Source organism: Pedobacter aquatilis, from assembly GCF_032678405.1.
In the GTDB taxonomy this organism is placed as follows: domain Bacteria; phylum Bacteroidota; class Bacteroidia; order Sphingobacteriales; family Sphingobacteriaceae; genus Pedobacter; species Pedobacter aquatilis_A.
Map to the genome: position 1 here is coordinate 665,476 of NZ_JAVTSJ010000002.1, position 16,854 is coordinate 682,329.

General features: G+C 36.4%; 20 protein-coding genes. 16 read left to right on the plus strand and 4 right to left on the minus strand.

What is annotated here, in order from left to right; translation table 11 throughout:
- The first annotated feature begins 40 nt into the window (after window positions 1-40).
- The 8 genes from R2R71_RS08365 to atpG all read left to right on the plus strand — a co-directional run bounded on the left by R2R71_RS08365 (window position 41) and on the right by atpG (window position 6,153).
- The gene (locus tag R2R71_RS08365) at window positions 41-265 is read left to right on the plus strand and encodes an AtpZ/AtpI family protein (protein WP_316830811.1); all 225 of its coding nucleotides are present in this window, start codon (window positions 41-43) and stop codon (window positions 263-265) included.
- Window positions 266-466: 201 nt separating this feature from the next.
- Window positions 467-856: a hypothetical protein gene (locus R2R71_RS08370; RefSeq protein WP_316830812.1), complete on the plus strand. Its 390-nt coding sequence runs from the start codon at window positions 467-469 to the stop codon at window positions 854-856.
- A 14-nt stretch (window positions 857-870) separates the two neighbouring features.
- On the plus strand, window positions 871-2,001 hold the full coding sequence (gene atpB / locus R2R71_RS08375) for a F0F1 ATP synthase subunit A (protein WP_316830813.1): 1,131 nt from the start codon (window positions 871-873) through the stop codon (window positions 1,999-2,001).
- A gap of 42 nt (window positions 2,002-2,043) precedes the next feature.
- Window positions 2,044-2,256, plus strand: coding sequence for an ATP synthase F0 subunit C (gene atpE, locus R2R71_RS08380; protein WP_025144011.1), 213 nt, complete (start codon window positions 2,044-2,046; stop codon window positions 2,254-2,256).
- A gap of 86 nt (window positions 2,257-2,342) precedes the next feature.
- Entirely contained in the window at window positions 2,343-2,837 is a 495-nt protein-coding gene (locus tag R2R71_RS08385; protein ID WP_316830814.1) for a F0F1 ATP synthase subunit B, read from the plus strand.
- Window positions 2,838-2,929: 92 nt separating this feature from the next.
- Entirely contained in the window at window positions 2,930-3,469 is a 540-nt protein-coding gene (gene atpH, locus R2R71_RS08390; protein WP_316830815.1) for an ATP synthase F1 subunit delta, read from the plus strand.
- 137 nt (window positions 3,470-3,606) lie between these two features.
- Window positions 3,607-5,181 carry a F0F1 ATP synthase subunit alpha gene (gene atpA / locus R2R71_RS08395; RefSeq protein WP_316830816.1) on the plus strand — a complete coding sequence of 525 codons (1,575 nt, stop codon included), beginning with the start codon at window positions 3,607-3,609 and terminating at the stop codon, window positions 5,179-5,181.
- An 87-nt stretch (window positions 5,182-5,268) separates the two neighbouring features.
- The gene (atpG, locus tag R2R71_RS08400) at window positions 5,269-6,153 is read left to right on the plus strand and encodes an ATP synthase F1 subunit gamma (protein ID WP_316830817.1); all 885 of its coding nucleotides are present in this window, start codon (window positions 5,269-5,271) and stop codon (window positions 6,151-6,153) included.
- An 82-nt stretch (window positions 6,154-6,235) separates the two neighbouring features.
- Here the strand turns inward: atpG and R2R71_RS08405 are convergent, their stop codons facing one another.
- The gene (locus R2R71_RS08405; protein ID WP_316830818.1) at window positions 6,236-6,943 is read right to left on the minus strand and encodes a hypothetical protein; all 708 of its coding nucleotides are present in this window, start codon (window positions 6,941-6,943) and stop codon (window positions 6,236-6,238) included.
- A gap of 188 nt (window positions 6,944-7,131) precedes the next feature.
- Here R2R71_RS08405 and R2R71_RS08410 point away from each other — a divergent pair, with 188 nt between their 5' ends.
- The 3 genes from R2R71_RS08410 to R2R71_RS08420 all read left to right on the plus strand — a co-directional run bounded on the left by R2R71_RS08410 (window position 7,132) and on the right by R2R71_RS08420 (window position 9,580).
- Window positions 7,132-7,896, plus strand: a complete 765-nt coding sequence (locus R2R71_RS08410; protein ID WP_316830819.1) for a 5'-nucleotidase, lipoprotein e(P4) family — start codon at window positions 7,132-7,134, stop codon at window positions 7,894-7,896.
- A gap of 58 nt (window positions 7,897-7,954) precedes the next feature.
- Window positions 7,955-8,173, plus strand: a complete 219-nt coding sequence (locus R2R71_RS08415; RefSeq protein ID WP_056087881.1) for a hypothetical protein — start codon at window positions 7,955-7,957, stop codon at window positions 8,171-8,173.
- 558 nt (window positions 8,174-8,731) lie between these two features.
- Window positions 8,732-9,580, plus strand: a complete 849-nt coding sequence (locus R2R71_RS08420) for a DUF4349 domain-containing protein (RefSeq protein WP_316830820.1) — start codon at window positions 8,732-8,734, stop codon at window positions 9,578-9,580.
- A gap of 98 nt (window positions 9,581-9,678) precedes the next feature.
- Here the strand turns inward: R2R71_RS08420 and ruvC are convergent, their stop codons facing one another.
- Window positions 9,679-10,263, minus strand: a complete 585-nt coding sequence (gene ruvC, locus R2R71_RS08425; protein ID WP_316830821.1) for a crossover junction endodeoxyribonuclease RuvC — start codon at window positions 10,261-10,263, stop codon at window positions 9,679-9,681.
- A 41-nt stretch (window positions 10,264-10,304) separates the two neighbouring features.
- Between ruvC and R2R71_RS08430 the strand changes: the two genes are divergently transcribed.
- Genes R2R71_RS08430 through R2R71_RS08440 form a run of 3 tightly spaced genes read left to right on the plus strand, consistent with a single transcriptional unit; the run spans window position 10,305 to window position 13,535 of the window.
- Window positions 10,305-11,282 carry a hypothetical protein gene (locus tag R2R71_RS08430; RefSeq protein ID WP_316830822.1) on the plus strand — a complete coding sequence of 326 codons (978 nt, stop codon included), beginning with the start codon at window positions 10,305-10,307 and terminating at the stop codon, window positions 11,280-11,282.
- Complete coding sequence (locus tag R2R71_RS08435) at window positions 11,260-12,396, plus strand: glycosyltransferase family 2 protein (RefSeq protein WP_316830823.1); 1,137 nt, start codon at window positions 11,260-11,262, stop codon at window positions 12,394-12,396. Before R2R71_RS08430 ends, R2R71_RS08435 begins: the two co-directional genes overlap by 23 nt.
- Window positions 12,396-13,535, plus strand: a complete 1,140-nt coding sequence (locus tag R2R71_RS08440) for an ABC transporter permease (protein ID WP_316830824.1) — start codon at window positions 12,396-12,398, stop codon at window positions 13,533-13,535. Before R2R71_RS08435 ends, R2R71_RS08440 begins: the two co-directional genes overlap by 1 nt.
- Here R2R71_RS08440 and R2R71_RS08445 read toward each other — a convergent pair.
- Window positions 13,525-13,872, minus strand: a complete 348-nt coding sequence (locus R2R71_RS08445) for a TfoX/Sxy family protein (protein ID WP_316830825.1) — start codon at window positions 13,870-13,872, stop codon at window positions 13,525-13,527. The genes R2R71_RS08440 and R2R71_RS08445 overlap by 11 nt on opposite strands.
- 78 nt (window positions 13,873-13,950) lie before the next feature.
- On the opposite strand from R2R71_RS08445, the gene R2R71_RS08450 reads away from it, so the two are divergent.
- Together R2R71_RS08450 and R2R71_RS08455 are read left to right on the plus strand one after the other, a co-directional pair.
- On the plus strand, window positions 13,951-14,559 hold the full coding sequence (locus tag R2R71_RS08450; protein WP_316830826.1) for a ribonuclease HII: 609 nt from the start codon (window positions 13,951-13,953) through the stop codon (window positions 14,557-14,559).
- 21 nt (window positions 14,560-14,580) lie between these two features.
- Window positions 14,581-15,783: a glycosyltransferase family 4 protein gene (locus R2R71_RS08455; RefSeq protein ID WP_316830827.1), complete on the plus strand. Its 1,203-nt coding sequence runs from the start codon at window positions 14,581-14,583 to the stop codon at window positions 15,781-15,783.
- On the opposite strand, the gene R2R71_RS08460 is transcribed toward R2R71_RS08455, so the two are convergent.
- A complete protein-coding gene (locus tag R2R71_RS08460; RefSeq protein WP_316830828.1) occupies window positions 15,780-16,841 on the minus strand; it encodes a DUF4932 domain-containing protein in 1,062 nt (353 codons plus the stop codon). The genes R2R71_RS08455 and R2R71_RS08460 overlap by 4 nt on opposite strands.
- Between the last annotated feature and the right edge of the window lie 13 nt (window positions 16,842-16,854).

Sequence of the window (16,854 nt, forward strand, 5' to 3'; positions counted from 1 at the left end):
ATTTAATTATTCAAAGTTAACTTAATTATTGCATTAACAAATGGAAAAGCCTAAAGATGAAAATAGTGAAAAAAAAGTTAATGCTGCTGCAAAATATTCGGCCATAGGTTTTCAGATGATTGCAACCATTGGTCTTTTAACTTTTATAGGTTATAAAATTGATGAGCACAGAAACAGCAAGACCAATTTAATAACAGCGGCTTTTGCATTAGCAGGGGTGGGGATTGCGCTCTACCAAGCCATTAAGCAAGTAACAAGAAATTAGTTTCTAGTTTTTTTAGTTAAACTAACAATTTGGCAATTCAATAATACTCATATATTTACGCTATTGATGCAATTAACCGATTAACCGCTTTAAACATTTAAGCAATAAACCTCCCACGCAATATTTACCCATCCTTACTAGTTACTTGATACTAAAAACCTTATCTTTGCCAAAGTTTTCATTTGCAAAGAATATATTCCATTGAGTCTAGCCAAATTTACCAGTTCCTATTTGATATTTGTTGGATTATTAATAGGCATCATTGCAATTCTGCCTATGGTATTTCCTGACGCAAAACTTTTCGTTAACAATTTTTGGCTCCTGTTTGGTTTCCTTGCAGGTATAACTTATATCGCTTATATGCTTGTTGATATTGGCATAAAAAAAGATCCCGAAGTTGGAATTATGGCGATTATGGGATCGATTGCGGTGAAGATGATTTTTTGTATGGCTTTTGTGTTGATTTACAGTATAAAAGAGAAGGGAATTGGGCTTGTATTTCTCCTAAATTTTTTTTCTTTATATTTATTGTTTTCAGTCTTTGAAATATACTGTTTGTTACGTAACTTGCGCCACCAAAATTTAAAGTAAAAATCTGCCAATAAATGGATTGTAACCAAGTTTTAGTATCAAAAGTTAAGAAGGTAATTGTTGTTTTTACGCTTTTAGTCGCGTTTTTATCTATCAAAATTGATACTTTCGCTCAAGCTGATAGTGCTGTTGTTCCTGTTGATAGTGCTGTTGCTAAAACTGCTGAAGCTGTTTCTGGTGAGCATGAAGCTGTAGCGCACGGAAAAGAAAAATTCGAGCCTACAAAAGTAATCATGGAGCACATTGCTGATTCACACATGTGGCATCTATGGGGACACACATCATTGCCACTTCCGGTAATTTTATATACTTCTCAGGGTTTAGAGGTTTTTTCTTCTGGTAATTTTCATCATGGTGAGCATGATTATGCTGGAAAATATAATACATATCGCTTAGAAGAAGATCATGTTAAAGTGGTTGGGACTGACGGTAAAATTAATGAAGAAGCAAGTAAATCAGTTCTTGATTTCTCTATTACTAAGAATGTTGCGGCTATGTTTGTTGCAATCTTGTTAATTCTTATTGTGTTTATCTCGGTAGCTGGTTCATATAGAAAACGTGTTGGTAAAGCACCTAAAGGTTTACAGTCTTTAATCGAACCTATTATTGTTTTTGTGAGGGATGATATCGCTAAACCGAACATCGGACATAAGTACAATAAATTTATGCCTTATTTGTTAACGGTGTTTTTCTTTATCTGGTTTAACAATTTATTGGGTTTAGTTCCAATCTTCCCGGGAGGTGCTAACGTAACGGGTAATATTGCTTTAACTTTCGTTATGGCTTTGGGTACTTTGATTATTGTAAATATCAATGGTAACAAATACTACTGGAAACACATTCTTTTACCTGATGTTCCTTTCTGGTTGTGGCCTTTAATGGTTGTGGTAGAGGTTATTGGTATTATTTCTAAACCTTTCGCTTTAATGGTTCGTTTGTTTGCGAACATTACCGCAGGTCACATTATCGTATTAAGTTTAATATCGTTAATATTTATTTTCGAAACATTGGCTATCGCCCCGGTTTCAGTTGCATTCGTATTGTTTATGGATGTGTTAGAGTTACTAGTAGCGTTTTTACAGGCCTTTATTTTTACATTACTTACTGCCTTGTTTATTGGTATGGCAGTAGAAGAACATCATTAATAGAAAACTATTTTTTACAAATTAATATAAATTAAATTAGTTATGGTAGGTTCAATCGCGGCAATCGGTGCCGGTTTAGCAGTAATCGGTGCAGGTATCGGTATCGGTCAAGTAGGTGGTAAAGCAATGGAAGGTATTGCTCGTCAACCAGAAGCTGCATCAAAAATTCAGACTGCAATGATTATCGCTGCTGCCCTTATCGAGGGTGCTGCTTTATTCGGTGTGGTAGTTGCATTATTAGGCTTAAACGGTTAATAATCACTGAAAAAATTAGGTTGGGTAATTAACGATTGGTTCTTTACCCGACCTTATTAAAAGATTGTATTTAAAAATTAGATAAAATGGAATTAGTAACCCCAAGCATAGGATTGGTTTTTTGGACTTCGATAGCATTCATCTGTTTATTGATTATACTTAGAAAGTTTGCATGGAAACCTATTTTAGGTGCTATACACGAGCGTGAGCAAAGTATTGATGAAGCATTAAACAAAGCTGAATTGGCAAAACAGGAGATGGCCCGTTTAACCAGCCAGAACCAGGATTTAATGCAACAAGCCCGTGCTGAGCGTGATGAAATTTTAAAGGAAGCTAAAACCTTAAAAGATAATATCTTAAACGAGGCTAAGAACCAAGCGCAAACTGAAGGTTCGAAATTAATTGAGAAAGCAAAAATTGAAATCGAAAACCAAAAGAAAGCTGCCCTTGCTGAAGTTAAAGATCAGGTATCTACGTTATCGTTAGAAATTGCTGAACGTGTTTTACGTACCCAGTTAGATGATAAAACAAAACAAGAAGCTTTAGTGGCTAACTTGTTAAAGGACGTTGAATTAAACTAGTTTTGAGAAAATAGATTTGAGACATTAGATATTAGATACGAGACTTATTCTCAAATCTTCCATCTCACATCTCACATCTCACACCTAAAAATATGTCAGAAATTAAAGTTGCAAGTAGATATGCCAAATCATTAATAGACTTAGCCGTTGAAAATAACGCGTTAGAGGCTTCTTATAATGATATGGTTCTTTTTGAAAAAGTGGTTGATCAAACCCCTGAACTAGAGGCAATATTAAAGAACCCGATTGTACCTTTAGATAAAAAAACTGGTATTTTAAATGGTCTTTTTGCAGATAAGGTTGGTAAGTTAACATTATCTTTCTTTAAGGTTGTGGTAACCAAAGGTCGTTCTGCTATCTTATTTGCTACAGCAAAACAGTTTGTACAACAATACAATGCCATTAAAGGAATTGTCACTGCTGATGTAACTACAGCAACGGTATTAAGTGCTGCAGCTAAAGAGCAAATTGTAGCTATTGTTAAAAAGGAATTAGGCGCTAATGAGGTTATCGTTGATGAAAAGGTTAACGAAAAACTAATTGGCGGTTTCATATTAAAAGTTGGTGATAAGCAATTTGATGCAAGTATTGCCAGCGGATTAACTAAACTTAAAAAAGAATTTGCGCAATAGCGCATGGCAGTAATGCATGGTATAAAATGCCCTGTGTTAAAAGCTAATAAAAATATTGCGATAAGCGTATGGCAGGGAAAACGCCAAGCGCCATGCGCTAAGCACTAAACATTTATAAAAAGATATAAATTAAAATTATGGTAGAGGTAAGACCAGACGAAGTATCGGCAATTATCAGACAGCAATTGGCGGGCTTCAAATCAGAAACCGAACTGGAAGAAGTTGGTACCGTGTTGCAAGTGGGCGACGGTATTGCCCGTGTTTACGGTTTAACTAAAGTTCAATCGGGTGAGTTGGTTGAATTTGCAAACGGTTTACAAGGTATTGTATTAAACCTTGAAGAAGATAACGTTGGTGTGGTACTTTTGGGTGCTTCAGACGAGATCAAAGAAGGTGATACAATTAAACGTACCAAAAAAATTGCCTCTATTAATGTTGGTGAAGGTATGCTTGGCCGTGTAGTTAATACATTAGGAGAGCCTTTAGATGGTAAAGGTCCAATCCTTGGCGATACTTACGAAATGCCTTTGGAGCGTAAAGCACCAGGTGTAGTTTTTCGTCAGCCGGTAAATGAACCTTTACAAACTGGTATTAAAGCAATCGATGCGATGATTCCAATCGGTCGTGGTCAGCGTGAGTTGGTTATTGGCGATCGCCAGATTGGTAAAACTGCCGTTTGTATCGATACCATTATCAACCAAAAAGAGTTTTATGAAGCAGGCCAGCCAGTGTTCTGTATTTATGTTGCTATTGGTCAGAAAAACTCTACCGTAGCTAACATTGTACGTACTTTGGAAGAAAACGGTGCTTTACCATATACAGTTGTTGTTGCTGCTTCGGCTTCAGATCCTGCTCCAATGCAGTTCTATGCTCCATTTGCAGGTGCAGCAATTGGCGAATTTTTCCGTGATACAGGAAGACCAGCATTAATTGTTTATGATGATTTATCTAAACAGGCTGTTGCTTACCGTGAGGTATCTTTATTACTTCGTCGTCCACCGGGCCGTGAAGCTTATCCTGGAGACGTTTTCTACTTACACAGTCGTTTATTGGAAAGAGCTGCGAAAATCAACGCTAACGATGATATCGCTAAAAACATGAACGATTTACCTGAGTCGATTAAACATATCGTTAAAGGTGGTGGTTCATTAACTGCACTTCCAATTATCGAAACACAAGCAGGTGACGTATCAGCTTATATTCCAACCAACGTAATTTCGATTACTGATGGCCAGATTTTCTTAGAGTCGAACTTATTCAACTCAGGTATCCGTCCGGCAATTAACGTAGGTATCTCGGTATCACGTGTGGGTGGTAATGCTCAGATTAAATCGATGAAAAAAGTTGCAGGTACTTTAAAGTTAGATCAGGCTCAATACCGTGAATTAGAGGCTTTCTCTAAATTCGGTTCTGATTTAGATGCAGCTACAAAATCGGTTTTGGATAAAGGTGCACGTAACGTAGAAATGTTAAAACAAGCGCAGTTCTCTCCATTTACTGTAGAGAAACAAGTTGCAATTGTTTATGCAGGTACTAAAAACTTAATGCGTAATGTTCCGATTAATAAAGTAAAAGAATTTGAAAATGAATTCTTAACTCAATTAGAGCTACGTCATGCTGAAACTTTAGCATCCTTAAAAGCTGGTAAATTTGATGACAACATTACCGGAGTTTTAGATACAGTAGCAAAAGAAATTTCAAGTAAATATTAATAGGATTTGAGACATGAGATTTGAGATATGAGATGTAGACTTAAACGTCGCACATCTTACATCTCACATCTCACATCTAAATAAAGAATGGCTAATTTAAAAGAAGTAAGAAACCGGATTGCATCGGTACAATCAACACAGCAGATCACCAAAGCTATGAAAATGGTTTCGGCGGCTAAGTTGAAACGTGCTACAAATGCAATTATCGCTTTGCGTCCTTATGCAACGAAACTGAAGGAAATTTTAGAGAATCTTTCGGCAAGTTTAGAGGGATCTTCATCGCCTTTTATCCAAGAGCGTGAGCCCAATAAGGTTTTAATTGTTACTGTATCATCTAACCGTGGTTTAGCTGGTGCATTTAACATGAACGTAATTAAAGCGGCCAATAATTTAATTGCTGAGAAATATAGCGAACAGTTGAAAAACGGTAACGTAAGCATTATTTCTATTGGTAAAAAAACACAGGATTTTTACGAAAAACGTAAGTACAATGTAATTGGTAACAATAACGAAGTGTATTCTGCTTTAACTTTTGAAAACGTAACCAAAATTACCGATGCTATTATGGCTGGTTTTGTTAAAGGTGATTTTGATAAAGTAGAAGTGGTTTACAACCGTTTCAGAAATGCTGCAGTTCAGTTTATTACTACCGAACAATTGTTGCCTTTACCTAAGGCAGAAGCAGCAACTACTGATGCTAAAGCTACGAATGTAGATTACATTCTGGAACCTTCGCAGGAAGAAATCGTGGAACAGTTAATTCCGAAATCGATTAAAATTCAATTATACAAAGCGGTGTTGGATTCTCACGCATCTGAACATGGCGCACGTATGACATCAATGGATAAAGCAACTGAAAATGCAGGTGAGTTATTGAAAGCCTTAAAACTTTCTTACAACCAGGCTCGTCAGGCAGCAATTACAACTGAGTTAACGGAGATTGTAAGTGGTGCAGCAGCATTGAATGGATAAAATAGTTTGGAGCCTTGAGTCGAAAGTCTTAAGTTCCTTAAAATATGAAAGCCCATTTCTTAATTGAAATGGGCTTTTTTTGTTATTTATAATACTCGTCTAATAATCCTAAATTTATCTTCAGATATCCTTCGTCTATAGCTTTACTGGCGTTATTACTATCGTAAACGGTTGCATTAAATTTGGCCTCTAAAATATATAAACCCGATTTTAATTTTTTAATACTTACGATTTCAAATTTCGAGTTTTTTTGAGCATCGGCACTTAAGGTAGGTGGGGTTCGAAATGAATCAGAACCATATGTTTTATACGATCCCTGATTGGATACAATAATAGCTATACCATTCTGGCTGTTGGTTCGCTCATAATCCAATGCATAATTTCGTATACCAGCGGCATAAAAATCTTTAATATTATTTGGCTCAAATAAAAAGCCATTAGTCATTGTTTTTTTATACTTTTTGATGAAGATAAACTCAATTTTCTGCGTGTTGTTATAAATTGCATAATTTTTTGAATACATCACCGAGTCTTTATCTCCGGATATGTAATAAGCACCTTTTACAATAGAATCAACTTTAGCATTTGGTTGAAGATTAGAAGCTTTCCAGCCACTGGAATACCTCGAAGCAGTATAAAGCTTCCCGTCCATTAAATAAGAAGCACTATCTCTGATTATTTCAGTTTCATCAGGCTTCACAATAGGTGGCTCAACGGATGGATTTTCTTTCTTGCATGCAGAAAGGCAAAGTAAGGCTATTCCAAGCCCTAGTAAATTTTTTGGTTTCATAGTAATGATTTTATTTGTGTGTTCTTAAAAGTAAGAAAATCCTTCAACTAAGAAATTAATACTTATGTGTTTTACTGTAAATTATTTGTGGTGTTTTGTTAATGCATTGATAATTAAATGTATTTGTACCGCCATGGTAGCTTATGCTTCAAAAGGAGTTTAATATCTTTGTATACTAATTTGAAAATATGAAGAAGTACATAATTATTGCACTAAGCTGCCTTCCATTTGTGCTTAAAGCACAGTCGCCGGCAAGAGATTATACCAATGCCGTACTCTGGCAACAAACATCAGGCGAGTACACGGCCTTATGTTTTCAAGCCTATAATTTTGCACGCTTATCTTTAAAGGAAGCTTTATGGGCAGATACAAGTAAAAAGCCAAATTGTGTAATCGTTGATATTGATGAAACTGTTTTAGACAATTCACCTTTTCAGGGACATGAAATAAAAAAAGGCTTAAGTTATAATCCGGCTGATTGGACGGAATGGACAAATCTTGCAAAAGCAGATACAGTGCCAGGTGCCCTGGCATTTTTAAAATTTGCGGCAACAAAAAATATCGAAACATTTTACCTCAGCAATCGCGATGAAAAGGATCATGCTGCCACTCTTAAAAATTTACAGACTTTTGGATTTCCTTATGCAGATGAAGCTCACTTATTGGTTTCTCAGGGAACTTCAAATAAAGAGCCACGCAGGCAAAAAATTGCAGAAAGGTATAATATTCTCATGCTTTGCGGCGATAATTTAAGTGATTTTTCGAATGTTTTTTATCGCGAACAAAAAAATACAATAGAGCAGGTTAACCAGCATCAGCAGCTTTTCGGTACCCAATTTATTGTACTTCCAAACCCAATGTATGGCGATTGGGAAAAACCCTTATATAAAGGTGAAAATTTAAGTGATAAAGAAAAAGCAAAACAACGTTTAGAACAATTAAAAAGTTACTAAACTTTATAATATATTCAGCAATAAGTATTACTTTTGCTGCATCATAAAAATAAACATTATGGAGAACAGCGAATTAAAGCACAATACAGAAAGTATGAAAACGGCTAACCAGCCAGGAATTTATAAAATGATGATTTTTGGAGTACTGGTTTGTATGGTTGGTACTTATGCACGTTTTGCATTCGATTCTTGGGTTTTATCTTTGGTGTCATGGATTATTCTTTTCATCGGTGCAATAATCAGCATTAAAGGTGTATTCAAAATTTTAGACGCATAAAATATTTTCTCTCTAAATACAAGAGCCAATTATGTTAGTTACGTAATTGGCTTTTTTGTTTTTTATGAGTATTATTTTTAGAAAAGCAAGGTGCTGCACACTTTTGTACCGATAGCCCTGCTAAACGCTGTAGCCCTCATTGCATTTCGGGGCTGTCGCTTTTATCAGGTTTAGGTTACTTAGGTAAACCTATCTGTTTTAAACCCGACAGCAATGAAAATACTTTTAAAATAGCAGCAACCTTTAATATCCTGTCATGCTGAGGTACGAAGCATCTGTTCTATTTCTTGCAGATGCTTCGTGCCTCAGCAGTACAGGAGTTTTTTTAAAAGATTGGAATGTATGGCGGGACTGCTTTAACCAATGCAAAACTACATTTGCTTTCCTAAAAAAAACTGAATTCCATTTTCATTATTCGGTTATCATAACAAAATGGGTTACCTAAATCGCTTTTTTGTATAAAGGGAAAAAGACGATTAAACTAACCAGAACGTCAAAAATATCTAATGGCCATTAGGTAATATTTTAAAATGATTAAAAACTTAAAATCATCGAATCATGAAAAGGAATATTATTGCTATAGCCATAATTTTAGGCTTGTTTGGCTGCCAGAATGCAGAAAAAAAATATGAATCTGTCGCACCAACTGCCGCCATAGCTGCAGACAGTATTTCTGTTGCCAACCAGGGAAATGCTGAAAAAATTATAAAAACTGCCGATATGCGGTTTCGTGTAAAGGATGTTCAAAATACTAAAGAGAAACTAAGTAAAGCTATTAAGGCCGAAGGTGGCACTGTAGCCGAGTTTTCCATTCAAAGTGTAGTACAAGAAACTGATAAGGTAAAACAATCTACAGATTCGTTAAAAGAAATAACCTCGTATAGAACTGAAGGATATTTAGTTGCAAAAGTGCCATCAGATAAATTAGATGAATTTACGAATACAGTAGCAAAAATGGCGGTGTTTGTTGATAATCAATCGTTAAAATTAGATGACCAGAGCATTGCTTATCTGGCTAATAAATTAAAGGCCGAAAATCGTATTGAAGCAGTTAGCAGAATCAATAAACTAGCCACAAAAAAGAGCCCGAATGTAGAAACATCGATGCTGATTAAAGATGATTTAATTGATAAAAAAATAGAAAATATGCTGATTGATAGCAAGGTGAAATACAGTAATATTACACTGAATTTTTATCAAGACAATACTGTAAAAACAATGGTAGTAGCTAATGATACCTTGTCAGATTACAAACCCGCTTTTGCAACCCGTTTATGGTTAAATATTTTAAATGGCTGGAGTATTTTTATGGAATTTGTTTTAGCCCTGTCAAATTTGTGGATGTTAATTTTGGCAGCAGTTTTAGGAGTTATTGCATTTAAATATTATAAAGCAAGAAGAGTTTGAAGCTTCGTCATTGCGAGGCACGAAGCAATCTTTCTCGCAAAAGAGATTGCTTCGTGCCTCGCAATGACGACTTTGTTAGCAGATTCGAAAAATGTAAATTACTTCTTTTTCACCACCAAACCTTTAACTTTACTCTTGTTGTCGCTAACAAATGATTCCCAGCCAGAATAGGTTTTAGATTTTCCTCCCGCAGTTATTTTTTGAAAAGAATGGCAAACCGCAACGGCCAAACCATCTGTTGCATCTAAAAACTCTGGTGTTTCCTTAAAATTTAATAAACGTTGTAGCATGGCCGCAACTTGTTCTTTAGTGGCGCTGCCATTACCCGTTATCGATTGTTTTATTTTTCGTGGTGAGTATTCTGTTACCGGAATATTTCTTGAAAGAGCAGCGGCAATTGCAATGCCTTGTGCCCTGCCCAGTTTTAATAGTACTTGAACATTCTTTCCATAAAAAGGTGCTTCAATCGCCAAAACATCCGGTTTATACTGGTCAATAAGTACAACCGTTTTTTCGAAAATCCGCTGGAGTTTTAAGAAAGGATCATCGAGGTGTGTCATTTTCACAATACCCAAACTAATTAGTTCTGTTTTGTTCCCTTTTTCTAAAATTATGCCATAACCCATCACCGCTGTACCCGGGTCGATGCCCATAATTATCCGTTCCTTTTTTTCAGCTAACATTACAGCAATATTAAGCATATTTGCAAACTAATAAGATAAACTTGACAGCAAGGAATAAAAAAATATTATCATTCGTTATTAAAGCAGCAATTGTAGTCTTTGCATTCTGGTTTATCTACCATAAAATTGCCGCAAATAAAAACCTGAAAAATTTCGAGTCACTATTAAACGGGCTTCCTCAGGCAGAGATTATAGGTGTAATCGGTTTTGTTTTTCTGCTGATGTTTGTAAACTGGTTTCTGGAAGCCGCAAAATGGAAACATCTAATGGCCCGGATAGAAAGTATTAGTTTTTACAAAGCTATAGAGTCTGTTTTCTGCGGTTTAACCTTGGCCATTTTTACACCAAACCGTTTGGGCGAATACGGCGGACGGGTTTTCTTTTTGTCTCCTAAACGGCGTATAGTCGGTGTAGTTGCGATGGCCGTTGGAAATATCGGTCAGCTGGTATTAACCAATATTTTTGGGGCAATTGCATTGAGTGTATTTATCTACAAATTTATCGATTTAGATTACCGTCTTTTTTTTGCCATCCAGGTTGTTGTAGTTGTCTTCTGTTTGTTTTTTGCAGTTTTCTATTTCAATATCCAATGGCTAAACGGGATGCTGTTATCCTTTAAATTCACCAGGAAATACAAAAAGTTTTACAGCATTTTAGGCCGCTATAAAAAAGGCGAATTATTTAAAATATTAATGTTTTGCCTTGCCCGGTATATAGTGTTTAGTTCACAGTATTTCATCCTTTTTATCTGGCTTATCCCCGGATTGCATTATACCGATATTCTGATGATGATCAGTATCTTATTTTTTGTTCAATCTACGCTACCATCTTTGGATTTGTTTGATGTTGGTATACGAAGTATAACTGCATCGTACTTTTTTGGTTATATCACACACCACGATATTGCAGTTATCGCGTGTACGGCAAGTATTTGGTTAATAAATATTATTATTCCTGCTATATTAGGCACTTATTTCGTTTTTAAACTCAATTTTTTTGGAACACCTAAATCTAATTAATCTATTTTCTGCTTTGCTCACCCTGGTTTATGGAGCCCTGGTTTTAACTTTTATCCGGGGGTGGCAAAAACTAAACTATTTTAATCCTAGAGAAATAGCCGCTCAAACGAAAGTATCCATTATTGTAGCAGCCCGTGATGAAGAGCAAAATATAGGTAAAACCATAGATGATCTTTTAACGCAGCGTTACCCAAAAAAATTAACAGAAATTATTATTATCGACGACCACTCTACAGATAAAACAGCAGAAATCGTTTTGAGTTATGCTGATAGAAATGTCAGGTTGATTCGGTTAAATGAAGATAGGGCGCTAAATTCTTACAAAAAGAAAGCGATACAAACGGCAATAGGGACCTGCTCGGGCGATTTAATTATTACTACCGATGCCGATTGCCGGATGGGCGAAAACTGGCTGAAAACTATTGTTGGGTTATACGAAGAAAAAGGTTATAAGATGATTTCTTCGCCCGTGGCTTATTTTCAGGAGAGAAACTTATTTGAACGTTTACAATCGCTTGAATTTTTATACCTCATTGGTTTAGGTGCATCAACAATTGGAAATAAGTCGCCATCAACCTGTAATGGAGCGAATTTAGCTTATGAGAAAACTACATTCTATGAAGTAGGTGGTTTTAGCGGAATTGATGACCTTGCATCGGGTGATGATGAGTTGTTACTACATAAAATTGCCGCCAAATATCCTGACAGGATCGGTTTTTTAAAAAGCCGTGAAGCTATTGTTTATACACATGCAAAAGAAAACCTGAGCGCTTTTATTCAGCAAAGAAAGCGCTGGGCTTCGAAAAGCACACGCTATAAAAATAAGGCGATAATTGTTTTAGGTGTTTTTGTATGGGTATTTAACCTAAGCATTCTCGTTAATTTTATAAGTGGGTTATTTCTTCCTGGCTTTTTAACCGTCACATTTTACCAGTTATTGGTTAAAATGTTTTTAGAAAGCTTATTTTTATGGAACGTAACTGGTTTTGCCAAAAGGCGAAGCCTGATGATATTAATCCCTATTTTAAATGTGTTGCACATCCTCTACATTATCTATATCGGCATTGCTGGAAACAGTGGAAAATACAATTGGAAAGGCAGAATGGTTAGGTAATGGATAATAGCCCATCAAAGAAAGTCTGGTTAAAGTTCAGGCGAAATAAACTTGCCTTAATAGGTCTTATTTTTATTTCCTTGCTGATGTTTATGGGCATTTTGGGTTATTTAATAATGCCGGATGATTCACCAAATGCAAACAATCAAAAGGTTCAGATTGCTAAGGAAAAACCTGGCACCACGTTTACATTTATGATTATTGAACGATACGACCATATTGATAAAGTTGGTTTTTTCGAAAGAATGTTAAACGGGCAGAAGCCCCTTTTCAAAAGTATTCCAATTACTTCTTTCAGGATTTCTGGTGATGATGTGTTTGCGACTGAATTTATTGGCGAAGAACAAGCAAAGGAAACCAGGTACGAGTTGAAAAACTTATGTCCGGAATGTGTAATTACCTCAAAAAATGAAACACCGGAAGCCTTATTCAAAAAGAACAATATTTATAAGAAAACCTTTTTGCTTGGTACCGATATTTACGGACGTGATTTGCTGAGCCGTTTAATTTTAGGAATACGTGTTTCGTTATCGGTTGGCTTAATAGCCGTTTTAATATCATTGTTTATTGGCGTTAGTTTAGGCGCCATTGCGGGATATTTCGGTGGCAAAACTGATGCCGCAATAAGCTGGTTTATGAATGTGGTTTGGTCATTACCTTCTTTATTACTGGTTATTGCAATTTCATTTGCTTTAGGTAAAGGTTTCTGGCAAATCTTTATTGCTGTGGGTTTATCAACCTGGGTGGATGTAGCCCGGCTGGTTCGCGGACAGGTAATGGCGCTAAAAGAAGTTGAATTTGTTGAGGCGGCTAAAGCGCTCGGTTTTAGTACTTCAAGAACCATTGTTAAGCACATATTGCCAAATATCGCTGGCCCGATACTCGTTGTGGCCTCGTCGAACTTTGCCTCTGCTATTTTGCTCGAAACAGGCTTAAGCTTTTTGGGCTTTGGCGCACAACCCCCTATGCCGAGCTGGGGAAGTATGATTAAAGAACATTACGGTTATATTATTATGGATGCTGCTTACCTGGCCGTTTTGCCGGGTCTGGCAATTATGTTAACTGTTTATGCATTTAACGTTCTGGCCATCGGTTTAAGAGATGCATTCGATGTAAAAGGGCAAAACGTTAGCGTTTAGTTTTTTTCTTTGAAGCTTTAGCCAGCGGATTAAAATCCAAAGCTAATTTAATCCAGAAATCCAGTGCCATGTTTTGGTTTATAACATCTTCCGTAACCAAAATGTAACCGTTCATCAATTTGCTACCCATGGTCATTTGCTCCCAGCCGTCTACATTGGTTAAAGAGTCCAGGCTTTCCGGATTGATTCTAAGCATTATTTTATCTTTCATCACACCAATACACATTTTCCCATTAACCATAAAAACCAAACCACTAAACATTTCCTTTTCTTCAACATCGGGGAGGTGGATTAATTTTTCGGCAATGCGGTTTGCCAAGTTTTCGTTGTAAGGCATGATCAATTGTTTAAAACTAATTTACTCAATCGATGTCCGTTTAACAAAATTTGTCCGTTAATAATTAAATTTGCGTTAATGTTATTAAACTGTTATCAGGAAGAATTTATAGAAGCGGGCTGCGATGAAGCCGGAAGGGGTTGCCTGGCTGGACCTGTTTTTGCAGCGGCTGTAATTTTACCTAAAGGCTTTGTGCTCGAAGGTTTGAACGATTCAAAACAGTTATCTCACGAGCAGCGGGATTTACTCAGGCCCGTTATAGAACGCGAAGCGTTAGCCTGGGCGGTGGCTTCTTGTGATCATGAAGAAATCGACAGGATTAATATTCTTAATGCATCGTTTTTAGCAATGCACAGGGCGATCGAACAACTTCGTACAAAACCTCAATACCTGGTTATAGATGGAAACCGATTTAAGGCTTACCCGCAGATTCCGCACAGTTGCATTGTAAAAGGCGACGGTAAATACCTGAATATTGCGGCAGCTTCAATTCTTGCAAAAACACATCGCGATGAGTACATGAGTAAACTTCATGTAGACTATCCGCATTACAACTGGCAGCAAAACAAAGGCTATCCAACCATCGCACATCGCAAGGCAGTAATTGAAATTGGCTTGTCTCCTTTTCACAGAAAAACCTTTAACGTAAGTAATCCGCAACTCGATTTGTTTTCTAAAACAGTCTAAATTTCGTATTTTCACCACACTGTGAAAATTCTGTTAATTACTAAGCGGATTCCCTTCCCGCCAAACAGTGGTTATCCAATTGTGGTTTATAACACCATGAAAGGATTGCTGCAACTTGGTGCAGATATCACTTTGTTTAGTTTAAATCCTTTAAATGTAAGAATTGATTTAGAAGATATTTCCGACCCCGTTTTTGAACAAGTTAAAACTTATAGCCAGGATATAGATACCGGCGTAAATATGTGGTCGGCGTTCTTTAACATTTTTACCAATGAATCGTACAATGTTTCGAGGTATTTTACCGAAGATGCCGCCCGGCAGCTCGAAAATTTATTAAGGGAAAACACATTCGATATCATTCAGTTCGAAGGACTTTTTGTAGTTCCATACCTCGATGTAGTAAAGGCCAACAGCAGTGCCAAGTTGATTTACCGGGCACACAATATTGAATTTACCATGTGGGAGCGACTTTCCTATTCAGAAAGCTTCCTGATACGCCGGAAATACCTGGCGTTTTTAGCCCAAAGGCTAAAAGCTTACGAAACCGAACAAATTAACCGCTTCCATCACATTTTTGCAATCAGCGAACCAGACAGGCAGAGTATTATCAAATTTGGCTGCGAAATTCCAATGACGGTTTTTCCCGTGGCAATTGATTTAACGCGATATAAAGTCGATAAATCAAAAACCAGTTTCCCTACGCTTTTTCATTTAGGAGCGATGGACTGGAGGCCAAATCAGGAAGGACTCGAATGGTTTCTCGATGATATCTGGCCGGATATCGAGAAATTAAATAAGGATCTTCGTTTTTATATCGCCGGTAAAAATATGCAAAAGCATTTTTTTGAGTATGATTCGGATAACCTGATTGTTGAAGGCGAAGTTTTTGATGCTGTAGAATTCATGAATTCCAAAGCCATAATGATTGTTCCTCTAATTTCAGGAACGGGAATGCGGGTGAAAATTATTGAAGGTATGGCAATGAAGAAATGTATTATCGCCACAACTACCGCTGCTGAGGGAATAAACTGCAGGCATGGTCATGATATTTTAATTGCCGATACTGCTGATGAATTTTACCGTTCTATTTTGCAATGTATCATTAACCCAAAACGCTGGATGGAAATTGGCGAAAATGCCCGAAATACTGTAGAAAAAGATCATGCCGTTGATTTGGTTGCCGGCAATATGCTAAAGATATATGAAACACTAGCCGCTGTTTAACTTCCGGCTTTAGTTTCCAGAAAGGTTATAATTTCCGGGTAAAAATCTTCGATACTTTTATACTTCTTACGATTTGAAGTATAATTGTTAAAGAAACTATATAAATCTTTTGCCCATTTAAAATGAATTGACTGATTGTTTATCTCTTTCGTTGCCGTTTCCTGATCAAATTTATCCTCCAGTATTTTGGCTACAGCAACCCTAACAAGGAGTTCATTCATTTCATTTTCCCATTGCAATTCATTCAATACCTTGCCGGAGCTTAAGGTGAGAAAATGATTTTTAATTTTTACAAGCCTGTCGAAGTACAACTTTGTAAAGTTATTCAGGTAAATGTGGCTGCATTCGTGTGCTACAACATTTAGCGCCGGTTCAAAAATAACCGGGCTATTTTCAGATAATTTTTTTGATGCATCATTAATATACCCGGCTTTGGAAATTATTTTTCCCTCAAAGCCTTCATTTTCGGATATTATTGCATTCGAACCATGGTTGTTTAGTACATCGGCATAAATAATAAATTCGCCATTTTGTTTTGAGGTAAAAAAAGTTTTCACATAGTCCAATATCTTGCTATCGCCGATAACCTTTTCACCATGTGTGCAAATCGAGTGATATTCATTGTGATGTTTAGAGAGAAAGTCAGCAACCTTACATTCTTTATAAAATCTATTGAAATACAACAAAAAGGTATCAATTGGTGCACTTCTGATATAGTTTACATCAGGTTTTACCTTTAATTTAAAAGGATATTTATCTGTAAGAAAAAGCCCGATTGAAGCCATGTCGGGCCCATCCCAGGTATCTAATTTTCTATACCAGTTAAGTGATGGATGGTGATTATAAACCTTAAAGAAATCTTTTACAGCCTTAAAGTAAGTTGAGGGTGTTGGTTTTACATCAACGGTATCAACAGTTGCAAGTGTAAAGAATATACTTGCAGCTTCAACTCTTGGATCAATTTTTACCGAAAAAAGCTTTTGACCAAAGGAATGCAGCGAGCAGCCTATCAGAAAAATGATCAGGAACGTTCTTCTAAAACGGATTTGTTGAGGCATAAGCTTCTGAGTT